Here is a 22,251-nt window from a genome sequence, read left to right on the forward strand (position 1 = left end):
GCAGTGCAGCATCTCCTGGACCAACTCAATCCGCAGCAGCGCAAGGCGGTGGAAACCGTCGCGGGCCCGCTGCTGATCCTGGCCGGCGCCGGCAGTGGCAAGACCCGGGTCATCACCTACCGCATCGCACACCTGATCGAGAACCTCGGCGTCTCGCCGGATTCCATCCTGGCGGTCACCTTCACCAACAAGGCGGCGGCGGAGATGGCGGAACGGGTGGAGAAGCTGACCAGCGGATCGCTGCTCCGCCAGCCCTGGATCTCGACCTTCCATTCCTTCTGCGTGCGGGTGCTGCGGCGCGACATCGAGGCGCTGAACGAGTTCCGCAAAGATTTCGCCATCTACGACGAGACCGACCAGCAGCAGGTGGTGAAGGCGGCCATGCGGCGGCTGGGCCTCGACGACAAGCAGACCAAGCCGCAGGCGGTGCTGGGGCGCATCTCCTGGGCCAAGAACCACATGCTCGACCCGCAGCAGGTCTTCCACAGCGCCAACGATCCGATCAGCGAGCGGGTGGCGCACGTCTTCGAGATCTATCGGCAGGAATTGCGCAAGGCCAACGCGCTCGACTTCGACGACCTGCTGTTAGAGGCTGTCCGCCTGCTGAAAGAGGCGGCCGAGGTCCGCGAGCGCTACAACCGCCGCTTCGAGTACATCCTGATCGACGAATACCAGGACACCAACCGCCCGCAGTACGAGCTCATGCGCCTGCTGGCCGGCGCGCACCACAACGTCTGCGTGGTGGGCGACGAGGACCAGTCGATCTACTCCTGGCGCGGAGCCGACATCCGCAATATCCTGGAGTTCGAGAAGGACTTTCCGGACGCGAAGATCATCCGCCTGGAGCAGAACTACCGCTCCACCCAGACCATCCTGAGCGCGGCCTCGGCGGTGGTGGCCCACAACGTCCAACGCAAGGGGAAGACCCTGTGGACGTCGCGCGAAGGCGGCGGCAAAGTCGGTTTCTACGAAGCCCCCGACGGCGAGAACGAGGCCTTGTTCGTCGCCGACCACATCTCCAAGTACGTGGCCCGTGCCCATCAGGAAGGCGTGGAGCAGCCGCGCGCTGCCGTACTGTACCGCACTAACTTCCAGTCACGGCTGGTGGAAGAGGCCATGCGCCGCTACGGGGTGAAGTACCACGTGGTGGGCGGCTTCTCCTTCTACGAACGCACCGAGATCAAGGACCTGATCTCGTACCTCAAGTTGATCCAGAACCTGGACGACTCCATCGCGCTGCTGCGGGTGGTCAACACGCCGGTGCGCGGCATCGGCAAGACCACGGTCGAGACGCTGGAGCGGATCGCGCTCGAGACCGGGATGTCGCTATGGGGAGCGATCGGGGAGGCAATCCAGCGGCACCTGCTGCCGGCGCGTGCCCTGGCAGCGTTGAAGGGCTTCCGGCAGGTCATCGAGGACGGGCGGGCGATGCTGGCGGGGACATTCGTGGAGAAACTGGCGGGTGAGCTGCAGGAGTCGTCAGTCGTCAGTCGCCAGTCGTCAGCCGAAGAGTCTATCTCGGAAGACGAGAGCGCGGCGGACTTCTTCAGTAAGCTTGCGGCCGACGACCGACGACCGTCGACCGACGACCAAGCGAGCGACCAGCGACTAGCGACTAGCGACCCAGTGGTCGGTTTCCGCTCCCCCGGCGGCCCCGCCACCTTGCCCGAGGTCCTGAAGTTCCTGATCGACCGCACCGGTTACATCAAGCAGCTTGAAGAAGAGGCGACGCCGGATTCCTTCGCCCGCATCGACAACCTGCGCGAACTGGTGAACGCCGCCATGGATGCGCGCGACCGCGGCGAAACCCTTTCCGATTTCCTCGACCACGCCGCCTTGGTCAGCGAAGCCGACGACTACGACGAGAAAGCGCAGATCACGCTCATGACCCTGCACGCTGCCAAGGGACTGGAGTTCCCGCTGGTGTGCCTGATCGGCCTGGAGGAGGGCCTGTTTCCGCATTCGCGGACGCTGATGGACCCGCCGCAGCTCGAGGAAGAGCGCCGCTTGTGCTACGTCGGGATGACCCGCGCCATGGACACGCTGCTGATCACCCGCGCCCGCTTCCGCCGGCGCTACGGCACCGACTTGCCGGATGCGACCGTGCCCTCGCGCTTCCTGGAGGAGGTCCCGCCGCAGTTGCTCGAGGACCTCACCGAGCCCCGCGGGCGAGGAACCGCGCGGGATGTTGTCGCCCGCGACTACGACCACGCGCACGATCGTTACGACGAGGACTTCGACCAGCGGCCCCGCTACGGCAACGGGCGCAAGCCGAAGACCTCGTACGGCGGCGCCACCTACAATTCCATCGACAACATCGCCGAGTTCTTCGCCTCGCGGGGCAAGAAGTTCACGCGTTCCAAGATCGAGGTGCCCACTTCGACCGGCAAAACCGGATTCCGCCCGGGCATGAAGGTGCGTCACCCGAAGTACGGCGAGGGGACGGTGTACAAGCGCGAAGGCGAGGGTGACGACGCGAAGATTACTGTACAATTCCCACGTTTTGGCCTGAAAAAGCTGGTGGAACGGTTTGCGCAGCTGGAACGCGCGTGACCGGGGAGGGTTCCGATGAAAAAGCTCTGGGCAGTCGCGACATTCATCGCGCTGGTCGCTATCGCCACCGGCCTGGCGCAGTACCGCTGGCCGAACATGACCACGGTGCAGAGAGTGTGGGTGGACAAGCTGGGCAACAACGATGACGCCGAACGCTTCCGCTTCCAGCTCGCCATTGAGCTGGGGCATAACGGCTTCACTGCCTGGGACCAGGCCGACGGCGCCGACGCCATCATCAAGGGCACCTTCTCCTACAAGAACTTCAGCGACAAGTCGGGAGCCGCCGCCAACCTCCGCATCATGAGCCCCGAGAACAAGGAGATCTGGGGCCTGAGCGTCAACGACCCGAAGACCGACCGCAAGGGCGATTCTTCCCTGTGGGTGGCGCAGGAGGTCGCGAAAAAGATGAGAGAGCAGAAGGCCAACGAGATCAAGTGGTTCAAAGGAAAGAAATAGTTTCGAGTTTCTCGTTTCTAGTTTCCAGAAAAGGCTGAGGATAAGAATGGCAAATACCAAGAACCTGAGCAGGGAAGAACGTAAGAAGGCGAAGCGCGCGGCGCGCAAGAAGCAGGCGCCGAAAAAGCCGCGTGAATACGCCCGCGGATCGAAGAAGAGAAAGGTCAAGAAGATGGCTCGCGGCCAGTCGAAGCGGACCTAGAGCACGAGACACGGGAGCTGGGCGCGGGACGCCCATCTCCCGAATACCAGGAGCGCCGTCTGGCTAGCCAACTACTCGCCACCAAATCCATCGACAAGCTGATCGCCGAGTCGGAGGAGCCGGAGCACCGGCTGAAAAAGACGCTGGGCCCGTGGAGCCTCACCGCGCTCGGCATCGGCGCGGTCATCGGCTCCGGCATCTTCACCGTGATCGGCACCGCGATCGCCGGCCAGAAGTTCGAAGTCTCCTCGATCCTCAACGCTCCCCTGCTGGACTACCTGGTCCACCATTCAGCGACCTTCGGCAGGCCGGGAGCCGGTCCGGGGATTGCGCTGTCCTTCGTGCTGGTTGCGGTGGCATGTGCGTTCACAGCTCTGTGTTACGCGGAGCTGGCGTCGATGATCCCCATCGCCGGCAGCGCCTATACCTACACCTACGCCACCATGGGCGAACTGATCGCCTGGATCATCGGCTGGGACCTGATCCTGGAATATGCCGTCAGCAACATGGCCGTGAGCGTCGGCTTCGCCGCCCACCTGGTCGATCTGTTCGATTGGTTCAGCATCCATCCGCCCCTGCGATGGATCTCCCCGGCTTACTTGCCCAGCGGGCTCTCCGATTTCGCCGGGAACGAGCTGTACAAACCGGGCTGGCATTTCGGTTTCAACATTCCGGCGTTCCTGGTGGTCATGATCCTGACCGTGCTGCTGGTGCGCGGTATCCGTGAATCGGCGGAGGCGAACAATGCCATGGTGATGCTGAAGATCGCCGCCATCATGGCCTTTGTCATCGCCGGTTCCTATTACGTCAAGCCGGCGAACTGGCACCCATTCCTGCCCAACGGCTGGGCCGGCGTGCTCACCGGCGGCTCGATCATATTCTTCACCTATATCGGCTTCGATTCGGTCTCGACGGCAGCGGAGGAGGCCAAGAACCCGCAACGCGACTTGCCCATCGGCATCATCGCGACTCTCATCATCTGTACGCTGCTCTATATCGCGGTCGTGGTGATCCTGACCGGCATGGTGCGATGGGAGACATTGATCGACGATGCTGCCCCGGTCGTGAACACCATGCGCAAGCTGAAGATGCATGGCGTGCGGCTGGCGGTCTTGCTGGGCGCGATGATGGGCATGATCTCCTCGCTGCTGGTCTTCCAGCTGGGCCAGGCGCGGGTTTGGTTTGCCATGTCGCGCGACGGCCTGCTGCCGAAGATGTTCGGCTATGTCCATCCCCGGTTTCGCACTCCCAGCATCGCCACCTGGGTGGCGGGATTTCTGGTCGGCATTCCTGCCGGCATGTTCGATATCGGCACGTTCGCCGATCTTTCCAACATCGGCACCCTGTTCGCGTTCGCGCTGGTGGCGGGCGGGGTGCTGATCCTGCGTTACCGCGATCCCCACCGTCCGCGCTCCTTCCGCGCGCCCGGTGGGCCGGTGGCACCGGTGATGACGATCCTCACCTGTCTGCTTCTGATGGCCGGGCTTCCAATCATGAATTGGATCCGGTTCCTTACCTGGCTGATCATCGGGTTGGTCGTGTATTCGCTCTATGGCCGCCGGCACAGCGAGTTCGCCGGCAGGCAGGGGTAGCGATGGCCCCGGCGCAGCCAAGTCCTTTCATCCTGGCGCTGCCCAAGGCGGAATTGCACGTTCACCTCGAAGGTTCGGTCGAGCCCGAGACGCTGGTCGAACTGAGCCGCCGCCACGACCATCCGGAATTCACCCTGCACGATGCCGAACGTCTCTACCGCTACCAGGATTTCGGCGCTTTCCTGGCGGCCTTCAAGACGGTGAGTGAACTGGTGGTGGACCCGGAAGACTACGAGCTCATCACCTACCGCCTGATGGAGCGGCTGCACGCCGAGAACGTGGTGCACGCCGAGGTGTATGTATCGGTCGGGGTCGCGCTCTGGTACAAGCGGGACTTCGCGCCCATCTTCGAGGCGCTGGAGCGCGGGCGCCGCCGCGGCGAGCGCGATTTCGGCGTCTCCGTACTCTGGCTCTTCGATGCGGTCCGGCAGTTCGGGCCCGACCGCGCCCGCCGGGTGGTGGACCAGGCGGCCCGCTACCGCGAGCGCAACGTGGTGGGCATCGGCCTGGGTGGCGACGAGCGCCGCGCGGGGCCGGAATTGTTCCGCGACGTGTATGCCTATGCCGCCGACCACGGCCTCCATCTCACCTGCCACGCCGGCGAGACCGCGGGGCCGGAATCCATCTGGGGAGCGCTCAACCTCAAGGCCGAGCGCCTGGGCCACGCCCTTACCGCCGAACGCGACCGCGAACTCATGGCCGCCCTCGTCGAGCGCCAGGTCCCGCTGGAGATTTGCATCAGCAGCAATCTCCGCACCGCATCCTGCTCGCGCATCGAGGACCACCCGGTTAAGCGCTATTTCGATCTCGGCGCCATGGTCACTCTCAACAGCGACGACCCGGCGATGTTCGGCACTTCGCTCGGCCGTGAATACCAGATCGCGCAGGAGGCCTTCGGCTTCACCGATGAGCAGCTGCGCGAAGTCGCCCGCAACTCCTTCGAGGCGAGTTTCCTCGCGCCGGAGAAGAAGCTGAGCTATCTGGACCGCCTCGACGCCCTGCCGCCGTTCGCCGAGCGGCCGGTGCGGCACTCATGAGGATCCTCCGCCAGTTGCTGGCCTGCCTGCTGCTGTGTACCTGCGCGCTGGCAGCCGAGCCGAACAGCCGCGCCCTGGCCATCACCAACGTCAACATCGTGGACGTCACCGACGGCAGCGTGGAGCGCAACGTCACCATCTACATCCGCGGGAGCCACATCCAGTGGGTGGCCAAGGTCGCTATGCTGGAGCACGGCGAGCACCTGCAGGTGGTCAACGGTGTCGATCGCTACGTGATCCCCGGCCTGTGGAACATGCACATGCACCTCGTCCAGGACGTGCCCGCGGACTACACCGAGAAGGTGCTGATGCCGTTGATGATCGCCAACGGCGTGACCGGCGCTCGCGATATGGGCGGGAATCTCACCCGGCTGAAGGCGCTGCGGGAGCGCATCGCTTCCGGCGAGCTGCTGGGTCCGCGCATCGTGTTGGCCGGTCCTATGCTCGATGGTCCGCAGCCTGCCTATTCCGATTCCCTCGCCATTTCCACTACCGAGGATGCGCGCACCGCGGTGCGCCTGCTCAAAGAACAAGGGGTGGACTTCATCAAGGTCCAAAGCCTTCTGCCGCGCGCTGCCTATTTCGCGGTGGCCGACGAGGCCAAGAAGCAGGCGCTCAATTTCGTCGGTCATGTGCCGGACGCGGTCACCGCGGCCGAAGCTTCGCAGGCCGGGCAGCGGAGCATGGAGCACATGCTGAACATCCTGCGCGGCTGCTCCACCGAGGAGCGGCCGATCATGGCGGCGGCCGCAGAATTCGCGGCCCGCGCGGGGACGGTCACGCCGGCCCAGGCCAGCGCCTTCGGCCAGGCCCAGCGGGAACGCATCCTCAGGACCTACAGTCCGGCGCGCGCCGACGACCTCTTCCAGCGCCTTCTCTCCAATCGCAACTGGCAGACGCCCACCCTGGTGCAGCTCCGTTTCTTCGAGTACGCCGACGTCGGTGAGTGGGACCGCGATGCCCGCATGAGGTTCGTCCCCGCTTTCCTGCGCGACAGATGGAAGCAGCAGCGGGAGGACTTCCTGAAAGAACGCTCGCCGGCCAATCTCGCCGGCTGGAAGGCGTTCTTCCGCAAGACCCGCCAGCAGCTCGCGCCCATGCGCCGGGATTATGTCCACTTCCTGACCGGCACTGACAGCGGCCCCTACGCCTTTCCCGGCTCCGCGCTGCACGACGAGCTGGAGCTGCTGGTGGAGAACGGCCTGTCCCCGCTTTCAGCCCTGCGCGGCGCCACCATCGAAGCCGCCATCGTGATGGGCCGCCAGCGCGACACCGGCGCCATCGCGCAGGGTAGATTCGCCGACATCGTCTTCCTGGACGGCAATCCGCTGGAAGACATCCGCAACGTGCGCAAGGTCTCCGCCGTGGTGTACAACGGCCATTTTTACGACCGCCGGGACCTTGCGAAGATAACGGAGGCGGCGGCCCAGGCTGCCGGGGCGATGAAGTGATGGTCCGACCGGCCATGACGCAACACATCGGCATCGTCGCATGCAGCGCCGAGGGGGCCGCGCTCTGCTACCGCACCATCTGCGAGGAAGCCCAGCAGGAACTCGGCCGCCACTATCACCCAGAAGTTTCCGTGCATACCCATTGCCTCGGGGAGTACATGCGCTTCGCCGAGGTTGACGACTGGGACGGCGTCGCCGGCTTGATGCTCTCGTCGGCGCACAAGTTACACAAGGCGGGCGCCGACTTCCTGATCTGTCCCGATAACACCATCCACCAGGCGATGCGCCTGGTCACTCCCAAGTCGCCGCTGCCCTGGCTGCACATCGCCGAAGAGGTGGCCAACGAGGCCCGGCGGCGGGGATACAAGCGCGTCGGCTTGACCGGGACCAAGTACCTGGTGCGGAGCGGCGTCTATCCCGAGAGGCTGGAAGCCGCCGGCATCGGCTATGTCCGTCCCAACGCCGCGGAGCGCGAGAAGATCAACGACATCATCTTCGATGAGCTGGTGCACGCCATCTTCACCACCAAGTCGCTCGAGTACTTTCAGCAGGTGATCGAGCGCATGAAGCACGAGGATTGCGATGCGGTGGTGCTGGGCTGCACCGAGATCCCCCTGCTGGTCAACGACGCTAACTCGCCCCTGCCCACCCTCGACTCCACCCGCCTGCTGGCCCGCGCCGCCCTCCGACGAGCTATCGTCCCCAGGATGGCCGCCAGCCCCAGGTAGTCTCGGACACGAAAAACGTTCGTTTTCGGCGAATCCTTTTCCCAAACCTGCAGCTCCTCCCTTGTAGGAGCTCTGAAGAATGGCCACTGTCTCTGACTTACAAAAGCTATGTGCCGGCGGGTCACGCCCCCAGATCGTGGATGTGCGCTCCGCGCCGGAATTTTGCGCCGGACACATCCCCGGCGCGGTCAACATCCCGCTCGACCAGCTCGAGTCGCGGCTCGGCGACCTTGCTGCCGACGCGCTGCTCGTCCTTGTCTGCCAGCGCGGGACCCGCGCGGCAATGGCCGCCACCTTGCTGAACGGCTGTCGCCGCTCGACCGTGCTCGAGGGCGGCACCAGCGCCTGGTCTGACGCCGGGCTGCCCCTGGTGCGCAGCGTCAAGATGCGCTGGGCGCTGGAGCGCCAGGTCCGCCTCATTGCCGGCCTGCTGGTGCTTACGGGCGCTGTCTTGGCGCTGCTGGTGGACCCGCGCTGCCTGCTGCTCTCCGGCATCGTCGGGTTGGGACTCACGTTCGCCGGCCTCACCGATATCTGCCTGATGGCATCTGTGCTCACTCGTATGCCCTGGAATCGCGCATCCGTGAGCGGGCGACCGAAGGTGGTGGCCTCATGCTCGATGTAGCGGAAGTCACAGCATCCGCTTGCGGCGGGTGTCACAATGTCCTGGTGAATTTCGAGGCGCTTACCAACCAGCACAAGGACGCCGTGTACCGGCATATGATCCGCGTCTGCGGGAACCGCGAGGATGCGGAGGATGTGCTCATCGAGGCCCTGCTCAAGGCCTACCGTCACCTGGACCAATTGCGGGCGTCGGCGGCGTTCCGTTCGTGGCTGACGCAGATCGCTCGCCGTGTCTGCTGGCAACTGAAACAAAGCGAATCTCTGCAACCACTGCTCCAGCTCTCCGGCATGGAAGACGAAGGCCGTCAGATCGCTTCCACCGCGCCGCCGCCGGAAGCTCAGGTAGCCATGCGCGAGATGAAGCGTCTGCTCGACCAGGCGATCGCAAATCTGCCGGCCAAAGAATCCGAGGTGTACCGGCTGCGCGAGATCGAAGAAATGCCGGGCGACCAGGTGGCGCGGCGCCTGCAGATCTCCACCGCGGCCATGAAGTCGCGCCTGCATCGCGCCCGAAAGCTCCTGCGCGAGCATTTGGATTCGGCTCTCAGTGGCGCGAGTCCCAAGAAGTTGGAATCGGTAAAGCAGTGACTAGTCGTGATCATTCATTCTGAAGTTGGAGGCCATCATGGAAGTCTTGATCGAACATCTTGGTGCGGTGCAGTTTGAGATCCGCGCCCGGCAGCACAAGATCGCGAGTGACCAGCCGCGGGAGAACGGCGGCTTCGACGAGGGCATGACCCCGCCCGAGTTGTTCCTCGCAGCCCTGGGCTCGTGCGCCGGTTTCTACGCGGCACAGTATCTGAAGAAGCGCAATCTGGCCGCCGAAGGTACCCGCGTGCGGGTCACCGCGGACAAGCTGCCTGGCCCGGCTCGACTCGACAACTTTCGTATAGAGGTCGAAGTGCCGCTGGAGATCGATGAAGTCAACCGCAAGGGCGTGGAGGACGCGGTCCACCACTGCCTGATTCACAACACGCTGCTCCAGCCGCCTTCCATCACGATCGATGTGCATGCGCCTGCCCTGGCGCGCTAGCGGGCGCTAGTCGCCGATCTGCACCAGGCCGCCCTGAGGCTGGGAGGCGGGGCGGCTCTGCGGGCCGCGCCAAGAATCCAGATACGACACCTGGTGCACGCACGATACCGTGCAGTGCGGCGCGCACGACTTTTCGGTCAGGTATTCGCGCCGGATGTCTTCGACCGTGTACTGTGCGAGCGGCTTGGCCGGGTAGCCGCGCTGCTGCGAGCAGTAATGCACCAGGCCGTTCTCGCAGATGTAGAGGTAGCGGGCGCCGGAGCGGCAGCGCCAGTTGTTCGGCCGCCCGTGCGCGATGTTGTCCTGGAAGTAGTTGATGCGGGCGTAGCTGGCCTTCTCCATGGCGCGCATCTGGCTGTAGACCGTGCGCTCTTCCTCGCCCAGGGGCAGCAACTGGCCGTCGCCGTTGTGGATGATGCCGACGGTGGAGGTAAAGCCCAGCTCCAGCGCCCGGCGTCCGATGGTCAGGGCGTCCTGCGGATTACGGATGCCGCCACCCACCACCGAATTGATGTTCACGTGGAACTCGGCATGTTCCGCCAGCAGTTGCAGCTTCTTGTCGAGTACCTTCAGGCTCTTCTTGGAGATGTCGTCGGGCTGCACATTGTCGATGGAGATCTGCAGGTGCTCCAGCCCGGCGCGATTCAGCCGCTCGATGCGCTCGCGGGTGAGCAGGTAGCCGTTGGTGATGAGCCCGGCAATCATGCCGCGCCGGCGGACATGGCCGATGATGGCGTCGAGGTCGGGATGCAGCAGGGGCTCACCGCCGGAGATGGTGATGATGGTCGTCCCCAGCGCCGCCAGCCGATCCAGCCGCTCGTGGACAGTCTCCAGCGGGACGGGCTTGGAGAAGTCGTCGTACTCGTTGCAGTAGGCGCAGGCGAGATTGCACCGGCGCACGGGGATGACGTGGGCCAGCACTGGGTGGTCGGTGGACCACAGCGCCTTAGCGATCATTTTCAGTTCGCGCCCCCGGGTGCGGATAGCCCGGGCTTTGCGGCGCAGAAGCACCCCTGCCGTCGGCATGTCTAAGTGATTGATTACACTCCCCCTCTGGCCGATTCAGGAACCTGGCCGTAGGGAACGGCGATATTCCGGGTCCGAACTGCTCCCTGCGGCCCTAAAAGGCTGCGGCCATCGCCCCCGTAAGCAGCTTCCAGCCCAGGTAGAGCGCGGCGATGGTCACGATGGCAGTGGGCCGCTTGACCTTGCTGACCGTCGCCACCCCGATCCCCATCAGTACGATGCTCCAGATCACAATGGCGTCCACGCCGGAAAGCAGCGCGTAAAGAAACTTGTTGGTGGTCGCTGGATCCAGGTAATAGGCGATGTTGGTGCCCGAGGGATTGGCGACGTTGTACTTGTCGGGTTCCAGCCCGGGCGCCACCAGCAGGACGATGGCCAGCACCGTCCCGATCAGGTGCACCAGGCTGGAGTAGCTCACGATCGCCAGCATGGTCGGGAACTTGAGTTGCGCTCCCATCCCCGCATTGAACACTCCCAGCAGGATCCCGGCGGTGATGGCGTATACGATCAGCAGCGTGATGGGGGAGGCATAGGACACTACCCGCACGATCACGGCCGAGCGCGCCAGTGCCTGCTGCCGCTGGTCGGCCGGCAGTTTGTCGAACTGCTCCGCCCGGCTCGATATGGCGATCTGGTTGGCGCTGATCTGCTCGAAGCCCACGCGCTGCCCGAGCAGGACTACGAAGATCAGGCTGGCCGCCGACACCACCAGCCACGGCGACCACCAGCGCGAGGCGCGCGGCAGGTCCCCGAAGGTCGCGGAAGGGTCGCTGATCACGTTCACCAGGCGCTTGATCTCCGGCAGTGGAGGATTCTGCTCGGACGGGACGACAGGCATGCTTCCGGGAGTGCTCATGTGTGCCTTTGCTATGGATTTCGCGCCGCATACGTATAGCACACCGGCGATGAGTCGGCCAGTCGGCGGCCGCCAGTCGAGCCCGCAGTCAAGTCGCGACTTCGACCTCGGGCACGGAGTCCAGCAAGGTTCTCGTATAGGAGTGCTGGGGCAGAGCGGTGATCTGCTCAGCCGCACCGACCTCCACGATCTTTCCCTGGCTCATCACCGCGATGCGGTCTGAGATGTAGCGCACCAGCGGCATGGAGTGGGAGATGAAGAGGTAGGTGAGCCCGAACTCCTTCTGCAGACGCTTCATCAGATTGACGATCTGGGCTCCCACGCTGACGTCGAGTGCCGAGACCGGCTCATCGGCCACGATGAACCGGGGCCGCACCGCCAGCGCCCGGGCGATGCCGATGCGCTGCCGCTGCCCCCCGGAGAATTCATGCGGGTAGCGGCCCAGCGCCGATCCGTCCAGCCCGACCGCCCGCAGCAGTTCGCCGGCGCGGCTGCGCCGCAGCGAATGCGACAGACCTTGGTGGATCAGGATCGGTTCGGTGACGATGCTCTCGACGTTCATCCGGGGGTCGAGCGAGCCGAACGGGTCCTGGAAGATGATCTGCATCTGACGGCGGAGCGCCCGCAACTCGTCGGCCGACGCTGCGGTGACGTTCCGGCCGTCGAAGACGACCGAGCCCGAGGTCGCCTTGATCAGGCGCAAGATCAGCCGCCCCAGCGTGCTCTTGCCGCAACCGGACTCCCCCACGAGGCCGAGCGTCTCTCCGGCTTTGATGTCGAGCGAGACGTCGTCCACCGCGCGCACCCCGGGCCTGCCGTGGCCGCCGAACATGGTCTCGCCCGCGGGGTAGACCTTCACGAGGTTGCGCACTTCGACCAGGTGCATGTCGGGTCGTTATGGGTTCGGCTGTTTGCGCCGCCAACGGGGCAGGTTTCCCTGGGGCTGGCCCTGCTGCAGCACCTGTTCGGATTGACGTTGCCGGGCGGCCTTGCAGGCCTCGATGCCCTTCTGCGCCCACTGATTGTTAGGGTCCAACTCCAGCGCCGCGCGGAAGCTGGCCATGGCCGCGCCGTACTTGCCGTTGTCGTACTGCTGCTTGCCTATTTGCAGTAGCCGCTTGACGTCAGGACTCATCGCCGCAGGATGCATCTCCAGGTTAGTCGTCTCGGGTTGAGGCTGGGCGGCTTGCTCCTTGGGCTGCTCTGCGACTTTCTTTCTCTTCGGCGAGGGTGTAGCCGTCTCCGGCTTCGAGACTGTCTTTTCTTTCACCGGAATGGACGCAGGCTGCACCACTGGTTCGGAGGCCGGTTGTTTCACGGTTTCAACGGGCACACTCGCGGGCTGAACGACCGGGGGTGCGGGAGTCTGAGCGGCTGCCTTTCTCTGCTGCCGCACCACCATCCCAAGGACGCCCAACACCAGGACAGCAACCAGCGCCGGGATCAGCCAGCGCCGTCCGCTGGCGGGTGTCGGCGCAGGTTTGGCCGGGGGCTTGGCGATGGGAGCAGGGGCCTTCCGCGGAGGCGAGATGGCCACCGTCTTGTCCATGGCAGCCGGAGCCGCCTTGGCGGCAGCGGCAACCGGCGTCGCCGCAGGTCCGGGCGACATGGCCGTTGGCGGGTACGTGGGGGCTTCGCTGGCACTGACCGGAGTGCCCACCATCGTACCCGGGACCGGCGTCGCCGCTTTGGCCATCACGGTGGGCGTGATGATTCTGGTGGCGATGCCGGTTTCGGATGTGGCCTGCTTCCCGGCTGCGGCCAGTGCCTCCAGCATTTCGTCGGCGGTCTGGAAGCGCTTGGCGGGATCTTTTTCCAGCGCCTTCATCAGCACCATGGAGAACGCCGGGGGGATATTCAAGTGGGGGCACATCAGGTGCGGTGGTGTGGGCGTGGTCTGCAGGTGGTGCAGCAGCAGCCCCATCGCGGTGTCGGACTCGAACGGCTGCCTGGCGGTCAGCATCTCGTAGACCACTACGCCCAGCGAGTAGAGATCGGCGCGGCCATCGATCTGGTCGCCGCTGCGGCCCATGGCCTGCTCCGGCGAGATGTACTGCGGGGTGCCCACGACCATGCCGGTCTGGGTAGCGGTGTAACCGCCGCCCACATCCATGGCGCCTTCACGCACTTTGGCGATGCCGAAATCCAGCACCTTCACCAGGTCCTCGCCGGAGGGCTGCGCCACCAGCAGGATGTTGTCGGGCTTGATGTCGCGGTGGGTGATGCCCAACTGGTGGGCGCAGGCCAGCGCCGACGAGACCTGGCGGGTGATGTGCAGCGCGCGCTCCACCGGCAGCGGCCCGCTGTGCTGGATCATGTTCCGCAGGTCCCGCCCCTTCACGTACTCCATGACCATGAACAGCCGGCCGTCTTCGGTAGTATCGAGGTCGTCCACCCGCACGGCATTCGGGTGCTGCAGCTTGCGGGTGACGATGGCTTCGGTGCGGAAGCGCTTGATGAAGTTGGAATCGTCCATCAGCTTGCTGCTGACGACCTTGATGGCGCGTTCCTCGTTGAAGGCGAGATGCTTCACCCGATAAACCGTCGCCATCCCGCCAGAACCGATCTTGTCCACGATCTGGTACTTGTCGCGGATGATCAGCCCCGGCATGAGTTCCGAGACGACCCGCAGCACGGTCTGGTCCTTGGGGCAGGTGTTAAAGCCGGTGGGATAGGTCGCGTTGCAGGTCTCGCAATATTTCATGGCGGAAGCTGTTCCGGAGTGGCCGAATCTTATCGCGGAAAACAACCCGGCAGGGGGCAAAAAGTCGTCGCCGGGTTACCTAGGATGGGCCACAGAAGAAGAAACACCGCCTGCACGGATCCAGGGTGGAATAGACGAGAAGCCTTTTCTGTTGCCCGCGTGGGAGTGAGTACTTCTTGTTCGTGCTGCTGTTACAATATGCGCATTCCCTTTGCGAGACGCTCCTATTGATTGAGCTAGCGCCTTCGATCCTTTCGGCCGATTTTGCCCGCCTGGCGGAGGAAGCCCGCGCCGCCCTGCAGGGGGGCGCTACCTTGTTGCACGTCGATGTAATGGACGGTCATTTCGTGCCCAACATCACCATCGGGCCCCCGGTGGTGGCTGCCCTGCGCAAGGTGGTGGAGGCGCCGCTGGACGTCCACCTGATGATTGAGAACCCCGACCAGTACATCCCGGCGTTCCTGGAAGCGGGTGCGGATTGGATCTCGGTGCACCAGGAAACCTGTCGCCACCTGCACCGCACCCTGGAATCGATCCGCGGGCGCGGGGCCCGCGCTGGAGTGGTAGTGAACCCGGCTACCCCGGTCGAGACCCTGGAGGAAGTCCTGGAGATGGTGGACTTTGTCCTGGTGATGTCGGTGAACCCCGGTTTTGGAGGACAGAAGTTCATTCCCGGCTCGCTGGAGAAGATTCGCAAGCTGGTCAGCATGCGCAACGCCCGCGGGGCCGGTTTCCGCATCGAGGTGGATGGCGGCATCGGGCTGGATACGATCGGCGACGCGGTACGCGCCGGAGCCGAGATCCTGGTGGCCGGCAACGCCGTTTTCGGCAAGGGGGATGCCGCCGAGAATGTCCGGCGGCTGCTGAAAGCGGCTGCCGAGGCCACTCTCCAGCGGGTCTAGAGACATTGAGGTAGGTAGGTCATGCAGAAACGTCTTCTTCTCACCGTCCCCGTGCTCCTGTTGGCCATCGTTTTGGTTGGGTGTCACAAGGGCAAAGTCCAGAACCCGATCGCCAACGTCGATTCCAAGCAGCCCGACAAGGTGCTGTTCGACCGCGCCATGCAGGCCCTGGCCCAGCACAAGCACGACGTGGCCCGCATGACCCTGCAAACGATGATCAACACCTACCCCGATTCGGAATACGTCGCCCGGGCCAAGCTGGCCATCGGCGATAGCTGGTACGACGAAGGCGGCGCCGCCGGCTTTGCCCAGGCCGAGATCGAATACAAGGACTTCATCACCTTCTTCCCCAACATGCCAGAGGCGGCCGAGGCCCAACTCAAGGTCGCCAACATCCATTACCGGCAGATGGAGAAGGCGGACCGCGACTTCACCCACGCCAAGCGCGCGGAAGAGGAGTACAAGCAGCTCCTGCTGCAGTTTCCCGACAGCAAGCTCGTGCCCGAAGCCAAGCAGCGTCTTATGGAAGTGCAGGAAGTGCTGGCCGAGCGTGAGTTTCGCATCGGCCGCTTTTACTACCTGCGGCCCAACTACTCCGCAGCCATCGCCCGCTTGAAATCCCTGAGTGATGCCTACCCGCTCTATAGCGGGGCCGAAGAAGCGTTGTACATCCTGGGGCAGATCTACGAACAGGAGGCCAACGCCGCGCGCAGCAATCTGAAGGCGCCCGAGGCGGCGAAAGGCGCCGTGATCCAGGATTTCGAGAAGAAAGCCCAGGATGCGTACTCCCGCATCATCACCCGTTATCCGGTGACGCCCCGCGCGCAGGACGCCAGGAAACGCCTGGAAGCCCTCCACCTGACGGTGCCCACGCCCACGGAGGCCGCCATCGCGCAGAACAAGGCGGAGGAAGAAAGCCGGCAGCAACTGGGGCGCTTCGGACGGCTGATGATGAACCTCCATCGCCAGCCCGATGTCTCGCAGGCCGCCAAGGTGGGCGAGCCCACTCTGGTGGAGCCCAAGCAGACCGGCGCTCCCGAAGTCAATCGCGACATCACCGCTCTCTTCTCGGGCAGTCACGGGAACGCCTCGTCGCACGACCTTTCGGTGAGCACCGATTCGACGGCCACCCCCGGCCCCAATCAGCCTGCGCCTCGCTCCGATGCCGGCAATGTCGCGGAGCCTCCGCTTCCAGCCCCGCCGCAATTGAACCAGGCTGCGCCTGCGCCAAGCCAGGTCAATGATGCAGCCAGCGGCAAGGACTCCGCGACTACGGGCGCGAGCGATTCGGCCGCCGCCGACAGCTCCAAGTCCGACAGCTCCAAGGATTCGAAAGAAAGCGGCAAGACCGAGTCCTCAAGCAAGAAGAAGGGCAAGAAAGGCCTGCGCAAGCTCATCCCGTTCTGAATGCCGGCGGGCGGAAACCGGCTCCGCCCGCGCAGTTCCATGGCGGGTTTAGGCGCTCTCCAGGCCGGAGTTTTGATTGACTTTGCCCATCCATTAACAGTAAGTTTTCTCCGCACCGCCCCCCGGTCAAGGAATCCCCGTGGCTCTAAAGGTCCTACTCGCCGATGACAGCATGACTGCCCAGAACATGGGCAAGAAGATCCTCACCGAAGCTGGATACGAGGTTGTTGCGGTCAGCAATGGCGCCCAGGCGGTGAAGAAGATCGCCGAGCACAAACCCGACCTCGCCGTGCTCGATGTGTTCATGCCCGGCTATACCGGCGTCGAGGTCTGTGAGCGTGTCAAGAAGGCGCAAGAGACCGCCCACATGCCGGTGCTGCTGACGGTCGGCAAGATGGAGCCATTCAAACCCGAAGAGGGCACCCGCGCCGGCGCCGATGGCCTGGTGGTCAAGCCCTTCGAAGCTTCCGACCTGCTCGCCGCCCTCAAGAAGCTCGAGGAAAAGCTGGCCGCCGCGGCCGTACCTGCTGCCCAAGACACTACGGTCAAACTCCCGGTGGAAGAGTTCCAGGACGCCTCGTACGAGGAGTGGAAGGTGTCTTCACCAGAGACTGAGGCGGAAGCTCCCGAGGCCGCAGCCATCGCGGTCCCGCACGAAATGGCAGCCGCGCCCGCTTTCGGCATGGAGTCCTTCGAGGAAGCGGCGCCCGTCCCGGCCTCGATGGCCGAGACCCAGCCCATCTCGGCTCCTTCGACCGCGCGCACCACCGAACCGGTCGTTCCTCCGGATCTGCGCCCCACCGCGCCCATCACTCCACCCCCCGAAGTCTTTGCCGAACCTGCGGCCCGCACTACGGCCGAGATGCCAGCCCCGCTGCAAGCCGCCGCTGGCGCTGCCGCCGCTCCTGCGTTGGCGGAGGAGCCGCCTCCGGCTGCGCCGGCTGCCGAGCACGCGGTCGAGTTCACCTCGCATCGCGTGGAGCACGAGGTCGACCACGCGCCCGCACCCGGCTTCGAGCCCACGGTCCGCCAGGAACAGATTAGCGCTCCATTGGGGCGTGATCCCGGACTGGTGACCGACGCCGAAGAGCTCTCCAAGTTCGCGACCAAGTTCGGGGTCGAAGGGGCCGAGCCCATCCCGGTCGGCGTCGCCGCCGACATGCCCGGCCTCTATGCCGATAGCCAGGCGCCTGTCGCCGAGGCTCCGGCGGCCGCCGAGCCTTCCGCCGACGCTGACTTCGAGGCCCGGGTGGCTGCCGCCATGGCCGGTTACGAGGAGGCGCCAACCACCACCATCGAGGCTCCGGCGCCAGCCCCTGAGCCGCCGCCGGCCGTCGCGCCGGAACTGCCCGCTGAGGAGCGTCCCGGAGTGGGCATGGAAACTGCCTCCTTCCTCGCCCAGATGCAGAGGGCGGTCGAGAGTCTTCCGGTCGACACCACTCCCCATGCGGAAGCTGCGGCCGAGGCGGTGCCGGTATCGCCACCGGCGCCGGCGCCCGAGCCGGTCGCCGAGAACGTGCCCGACCACGCTCTGGCCGCCGCCATGGCGGCCGCCGTCGGGGCCTCGGTGGAGCCGCAGGTGGTGGCGGCGGTCACACCCGCACCGGAAGCTACCCAGAAGATCGACCCCACACTGATCGCCGACATCGTGCACCGGGTGGTCGAGCGTATGAAGCCGGATCTGGCCGCCGAGATCGCCAGGGAGCTCGAGGACAGGCTGCGGAGATAGCGATTCCCATCAATTTCGGCCATCAGGGGCGCGCATGCGCGCCCCTTGTGATTTTGGCTCGTAGCTCACCTCTCATGCTTCGAGGCTGGTTTGGTAATATCGAAGATTGTCCTAAACCAGCAGGAATCCTCTGAATGCCCCACGACTTGCCCAAAGCGTACGATCCCGGAGCCATCGAGGCCCGCTGGGCGGAGTTCTGGGTCCGGGAGAAGCTCTTCCACGCCTCGACCGAGGATGTGATCTCCGGCCGTGACGAGCGGGTCTTCACCCTGCTGCTCCCGCCCCCCAACGTGACCGGCTTCCTGCACATGGGTCACATGCTGGAGCACACGGAGAGCGACATCACCGTGCGCTGGCACCGCATGCGCGGCTGCAAGGCGATGTGGCTGCCGGGGACCGACCACGCCGGCATCGCCACCCAGATGCTGGTCGAACGGCAGCTCGCCAGCGAGGGAGTGAAGCGCCGCGACCTGGGGCGCGACCAGTTCATCGAGCGCGTCTGGCAGTGGCGGGAACACTACGGCGGCGCCATTCTCGGCCAGATGAAGCGCCTCGGCACCTCGGTGGACTGGGGCCGCGAGTACTTCACCATGGACGAGCGTCTGACCCGCGCCGTCCGCGAGGCCTTTGTCCGCCTCTATGAGCAGGGGCTGATCTATCGCGGCAAGTACATCGTCAACTGGTGCCCGCGCTGCATGACCGCGATCAGCGACCTCGAGGTGGTGCACGAGGAGACGCAGGGCAAGCTCTACGAGATCCGCTATCCGGTCGAGGGCACGAACGAGTTCATCGTGGTTGCCACCACGCGGCCGGAGACCATGCTCGGCGACACCGCGGTCGCGGTGAACGCCAAGGATACGCGCTACACCCACCTGCACGGCAAGACCGTGCGCCTGCCGCTGATGGACCGGCAGATCCCCATCATCACCGACGAGTTGGCCAAGCCCGAGTTCGGCACCGGCGCGGTGAAGGTCACGCCGGCGCACGACCCCAACGACTTCGAAGCCGGCCTGCGCCACAACCTGCCGCAGATCACGGTCATGGACGAGACCGCGCACATGAACGAGAACGCCGGCCGCTATGCCGGGCTGGACCGCATGGAAGCGCGCAAACGCATCGTCCACGACCTTCAGGAACAGGGCCTGCTGGCCGGCACCAAGGATTACGTCGTGCCGCTGGGCAAGTGCGACCGCTGCAAGACGGTGGTCGAGCCGCGGCTGTCGGAGCAGTGGTTCGTGAAGATCCAGCCGCTGGCGGACAAAGCCATCGAAGTGGTCGAGGGCGACCCGCCCCAGATCCGCTTCGTCCCCGAGAACTACAAGACCGTGTACCTGAACTGGATGCACAACATCCACGACTGGTGCATCTCGCGACAGCTGTGGTGGGGACACCGCATCCCGGCGTGGCATTGCCAGGACTGCCGCGAGGTAGTAGTTGCGCGCGACACGCCCGGCAAATGCGGCAAGTGCGGCGGCTCGCGCCTGGAGCAGGACCCGGACGTCCTCGACACCTGGTTCTCCTCCGGCCTTCTGCCTATGTCGGCGCTCGGCTGGCCGGACAAGACGCCGGACCTCGACGCCTTCTATCCCAATTCGCTGCTCATCACCGGCTTCGACATCCTGTTCTTCTGGGTGGCGCGTATGATCATGCTCAACTGCCAGTTCATGCAAGGCCACCTCCAGGGCAGCGTGCCCTTCCGCGACGTGTACATCCATGCCCTGGTGCGCGACGCCGACCGCCAGAAGATGTCGAAGACCAAGGGCAACGTCATGGACCCGATCGAGGTCATCGAGAAGTACGGCACCGACGCCGTGCGCTTCACCCTGGCGTCCATGGCATCCCCCGGAACCGACATCGCCTTCGCCCCGGAGCGCACCGAAGGTTACCGCGCCTTCGCCAACAAGATCTGGAACGCCGCCCGCTTCATCTTCTTGAACGTGGACCGCGCCGAGCAGGCCGGAGTGTGGTCCCTGCGCCAGTTCCAGGCCGCCGGCAAGACGCCGCCGCCTGCCCCCGCGCTGGAAGACCGCTGGATCTTCTCCCGCTTCCACCGCACCGTGCAGGAGGTCAACGACGCGCTGCTCACCTACCGCTTCCACGAGGCGGCGCACGAGGTGTACGACTTCTTCTGGGCAGAGTTCTGCGACTGGTACATCGAGATGGTCAAGCTGCGGCTGTCGAGCGCCGACCGCGAGGTCGCCGGCGCCGCCTTCGCCAGCCTGATGACCATCTTCGAAGGCGCCCTGCGGCTGCTCGCGCCCTTCATGCCCTTCATCACCGAGGAGCTATGGCACGCGGTGTACGACGGCAAGCCACCGCTGCGCTCCATCGCTCTCGCCGCCTACCCCGAGTCCGACACTGCCCGCCTGGACGACGCCGCCGAGACCGAGATGGCCATCCTGCAGGACCTGATCGTCAGCGTGCGCAACATCCGCGCCGAGCTCAAGATCGAGAACAGGCTGCGCGTGCCCATCAAGGTCTTCGGCGACGTTCAGGTGCGCGCGCTCATCCAGGCCAACCGGGAGGCCATCGAGAAACTGGCCAACGTGGAGGGCATCGATTTCATCTCCACCCACCTGGCCAAGGAAGCCGGCGCTCGCTCCACCGCCCGGTTCGATGTCTCGGTGGTGTATGAGCAGAAGATCGACATTGCCGCCGAGCGCGAGCGCCTGCAGAAAGAATCGGCCAGGATCGAAGCCGAGATGGGACGCCTGCAGAAGCAGTTGGCCAACGAGCAGTTCCTGGCCAAGGCCCCCAGCCACGTGGTGGACGGGATGCGCAAACGCCAGGAGGAGCTGGAAGTCCTGGCGACCAAGCTTCGCGACGCCTTAAAGGTGCTGAGCTACTCGAAGTAGCTTGTTTGATAGAGTGTTTCCGCTGGGTACTGAGTCCCGGGTAGTGGGTACTGCTTCATGGACTGGAATTCACGCCGCATCACGGCCATTCTCGAGAATGCCTTGCGCGAGGACAGCGCCACGCGCGATGCCACCACTTATGCCTGCATCGATCCCTACCAGGCGGCGACCGCCACCGTGATCGCCAAGCAGGAGTGTGTGCTGGCGGGCCTGGGCGTGGTGGCGCGCATCTTCGATGTGTTCGCCGCCCTTGACGGCACCGTGAATTCCTATGCCGACGTCACCAGCCATCCCGAGATCTTCGACGGCGTGCGCCTGCACAAGGGACAGAGCATCGCCGTCGTCCGCCACAGCGCGCGCGTCATCCTCTCCTGCGAGCGGGTCCTGCTCAACGTGCTGCAGCGGCTGAGCGGCATCGCCACCCTCACCCGCCGCTTCGTGGACACGATCGCCGGCACCCGCGCCCGCATCCTCGACACCCGCAAGACGGTTCCCGGATTGCGTCTTCTCGACAAATACGCCGTGACCTGCGGCGGCGGCTTCAATCACCGGCTCGACCTCTCCGACGGCGTGCTCATCAAGAACAATCACATCGCCCTGGCCGGCGGGATCGTCCCCGCGCTGGAGCGTGCCACCCGCAACCGCCGCGGCGAGCAGCCCATCGAGATCGAGGTCCGCAATCTGGATGAACTGGAGATGGCCCTGCAGCACGGCGCCGAGGCCATCCTGCTCGACAACATGACCCCCGAGACGGTCCGCGCCGCCGTCGAGCGGGTGCAGCGTCATTCCCGCCGCGTCCCCCTGGAAGCTTCCGGCGGCATCACCCTGGAGAATGTCCGCGCCTTCGCCGAGACCGGCGTCGATTACATCTCGGTGGGCGCGCTCACCCATTCCTCCCCCGCCGTGGATATGAGCCTCCGTGTGCTGCCCGCCTAAGGCCGAACACCAGGCAGAACGAAGAAGTCAGATTGCAGAAGGTCTTACTTCTGCGATCTTCGATCTGACTTCTGCGATTCCTTGATTTGCGGCGAATGAGTTTTGTTTTCTACCCGCCCTCGCGGATAATTCCTCCATCGCCAAGCACAACCCATCCCGC

19 protein-coding genes are annotated in these 22,251 nt (G+C 64.8%); 15 read left to right on the forward strand and 4 right to left on the reverse strand.

Going from position 1 to position 22,251, the window contains the following annotated elements; translation table 11 throughout:
- Positions 1-3: 3 nt before the first annotated feature.
- From VMS96_12365 to VMS96_12410, 10 genes are all read left to right on the forward strand, one after another.
- Positions 4-2,553 (forward strand): UvrD-helicase domain-containing protein, encoded by a 2,550-nt coding sequence (locus VMS96_12365; protein HVP44219.1) that lies wholly within the window; start codon positions 4-6, stop codon positions 2,551-2,553.
- A 15-nt stretch (positions 2,554-2,568) separates the two neighbouring features.
- Entirely contained in the window at positions 2,569-3,009 is a 441-nt protein-coding gene (locus tag VMS96_12370) for a hypothetical protein (GenBank protein ID HVP44220.1), read from the forward strand.
- A gap of 46 nt (positions 3,010-3,055) precedes the next feature.
- Entirely contained in the window at positions 3,056-3,211 is a 156-nt protein-coding gene (locus VMS96_12375) for a hypothetical protein (protein ID HVP44221.1), read from the forward strand.
- Between the two features lie 143 nt (positions 3,212-3,354).
- Positions 3,355-4,803 carry an amino acid permease gene (locus tag VMS96_12380; GenBank protein HVP44222.1) on the forward strand — a complete coding sequence of 483 codons (1,449 nt, stop codon included), beginning with the start codon at positions 3,355-3,357 and terminating at the stop codon, positions 4,801-4,803.
- A 2-nt stretch (positions 4,804-4,805) separates the two neighbouring features.
- A complete protein-coding gene (gene add / locus VMS96_12385) occupies positions 4,806-5,840 on the forward strand; it encodes an adenosine deaminase (protein HVP44223.1) in 1,035 nt (344 codons plus the stop codon).
- Entirely contained in the window at positions 5,837-7,291 is a 1,455-nt protein-coding gene (locus tag VMS96_12390) for an amidohydrolase family protein (GenBank protein ID HVP44224.1), read from the forward strand. Before add ends, VMS96_12390 begins: the two co-directional genes overlap by 4 nt.
- Positions 7,291-8,019 carry an amino acid racemase gene (locus VMS96_12395; protein ID HVP44225.1) on the forward strand — a complete coding sequence of 243 codons (729 nt, stop codon included), beginning with the start codon at positions 7,291-7,293 and terminating at the stop codon, positions 8,017-8,019. The genes VMS96_12390 and VMS96_12395 overlap by 1 nt, the downstream gene beginning before the upstream one ends.
- A 79-nt stretch (positions 8,020-8,098) precedes the next feature.
- Positions 8,099-8,644 (forward strand): rhodanese-like domain-containing protein, encoded by a 546-nt coding sequence (locus VMS96_12400; protein ID HVP44226.1) that lies wholly within the window; start codon positions 8,099-8,101, stop codon positions 8,642-8,644.
- The gene (locus VMS96_12405) at positions 8,632-9,231 is read left to right on the forward strand and encodes a sigma-70 family RNA polymerase sigma factor (GenBank protein HVP44227.1); all 600 of its coding nucleotides are present in this window, start codon (positions 8,632-8,634) and stop codon (positions 9,229-9,231) included. The genes VMS96_12400 and VMS96_12405 overlap by 13 nt, the downstream gene beginning before the upstream one ends.
- A gap of 37 nt (positions 9,232-9,268) precedes the next feature.
- Complete coding sequence (locus tag VMS96_12410; GenBank protein ID HVP44228.1) at positions 9,269-9,676, forward strand: OsmC family protein; 408 nt, start codon at positions 9,269-9,271, stop codon at positions 9,674-9,676.
- A gap of 6 nt (positions 9,677-9,682) precedes the next feature.
- Here VMS96_12410 and VMS96_12415 read toward each other — a convergent pair whose 3' ends face one another.
- From VMS96_12415 to VMS96_12430, 4 genes are all read right to left on the reverse strand, one after another.
- Positions 9,683-10,702 (reverse strand): radical SAM protein, encoded by a 1,020-nt coding sequence (locus VMS96_12415; GenBank protein HVP44229.1) that lies wholly within the window; start codon positions 10,700-10,702, stop codon positions 9,683-9,685.
- A 94-nt stretch (positions 10,703-10,796) separates the two neighbouring features.
- Positions 10,797-11,540: a YIP1 family protein gene (locus VMS96_12420; protein HVP44230.1), complete on the reverse strand. Its 744-nt coding sequence runs from the start codon at positions 11,538-11,540 to the stop codon at positions 10,797-10,799.
- Between the two features lie 106 nt (positions 11,541-11,646).
- Positions 11,647-12,444: an ATP-binding cassette domain-containing protein gene (locus tag VMS96_12425; GenBank protein ID HVP44231.1), complete on the reverse strand. Its 798-nt coding sequence runs from the start codon at positions 12,442-12,444 to the stop codon at positions 11,647-11,649.
- Between the two features lie 9 nt (positions 12,445-12,453).
- On the reverse strand, positions 12,454-14,262 hold the full coding sequence (locus VMS96_12430; protein ID HVP44232.1) for a protein kinase: 1,809 nt from the start codon (positions 14,260-14,262) through the stop codon (positions 12,454-12,456).
- 227 nt (positions 14,263-14,489) lie between these two features.
- Here VMS96_12430 and rpe point away from each other — a divergent pair, with 227 nt between their 5' ends.
- The 5 genes from rpe to nadC all read left to right on the forward strand — a co-directional run bounded on the left by rpe (position 14,490) and on the right by nadC (position 22,091).
- Positions 14,490-15,164: a ribulose-phosphate 3-epimerase gene (gene rpe / locus VMS96_12435; protein ID HVP44233.1), complete on the forward strand. Its 675-nt coding sequence runs from the start codon at positions 14,490-14,492 to the stop codon at positions 15,162-15,164.
- 21 nt (positions 15,165-15,185) lie between these two features.
- The gene (bamD, locus tag VMS96_12440; protein HVP44234.1) at positions 15,186-16,571 is read left to right on the forward strand and encodes an outer membrane protein assembly factor BamD; all 1,386 of its coding nucleotides are present in this window, start codon (positions 15,186-15,188) and stop codon (positions 16,569-16,571) included.
- A 139-nt stretch (positions 16,572-16,710) separates the two neighbouring features.
- Positions 16,711-18,300 (forward strand): response regulator, encoded by a 1,590-nt coding sequence (locus VMS96_12445; protein ID HVP44235.1) that lies wholly within the window; start codon positions 16,711-16,713, stop codon positions 18,298-18,300.
- Between the two features lie 134 nt (positions 18,301-18,434).
- Positions 18,435-21,155 carry a valine--tRNA ligase gene (locus VMS96_12450; protein HVP44236.1) on the forward strand — a complete coding sequence of 907 codons (2,721 nt, stop codon included), beginning with the start codon at positions 18,435-18,437 and terminating at the stop codon, positions 21,153-21,155.
- Between the two features lie 57 nt (positions 21,156-21,212).
- A complete protein-coding gene (gene nadC, locus VMS96_12455) occupies positions 21,213-22,091 on the forward strand; it encodes a carboxylating nicotinate-nucleotide diphosphorylase (protein HVP44237.1) in 879 nt (292 codons plus the stop codon).
- The last annotated feature ends 160 nt before the right edge of the window (positions 22,092-22,251 follow it).

This window comes from Terriglobales bacterium (genome assembly GCA_035543055.1).
GTDB lineage: Bacteria > Acidobacteriota > Terriglobia > Terriglobales > Acidobacteriaceae > JAIQFD01.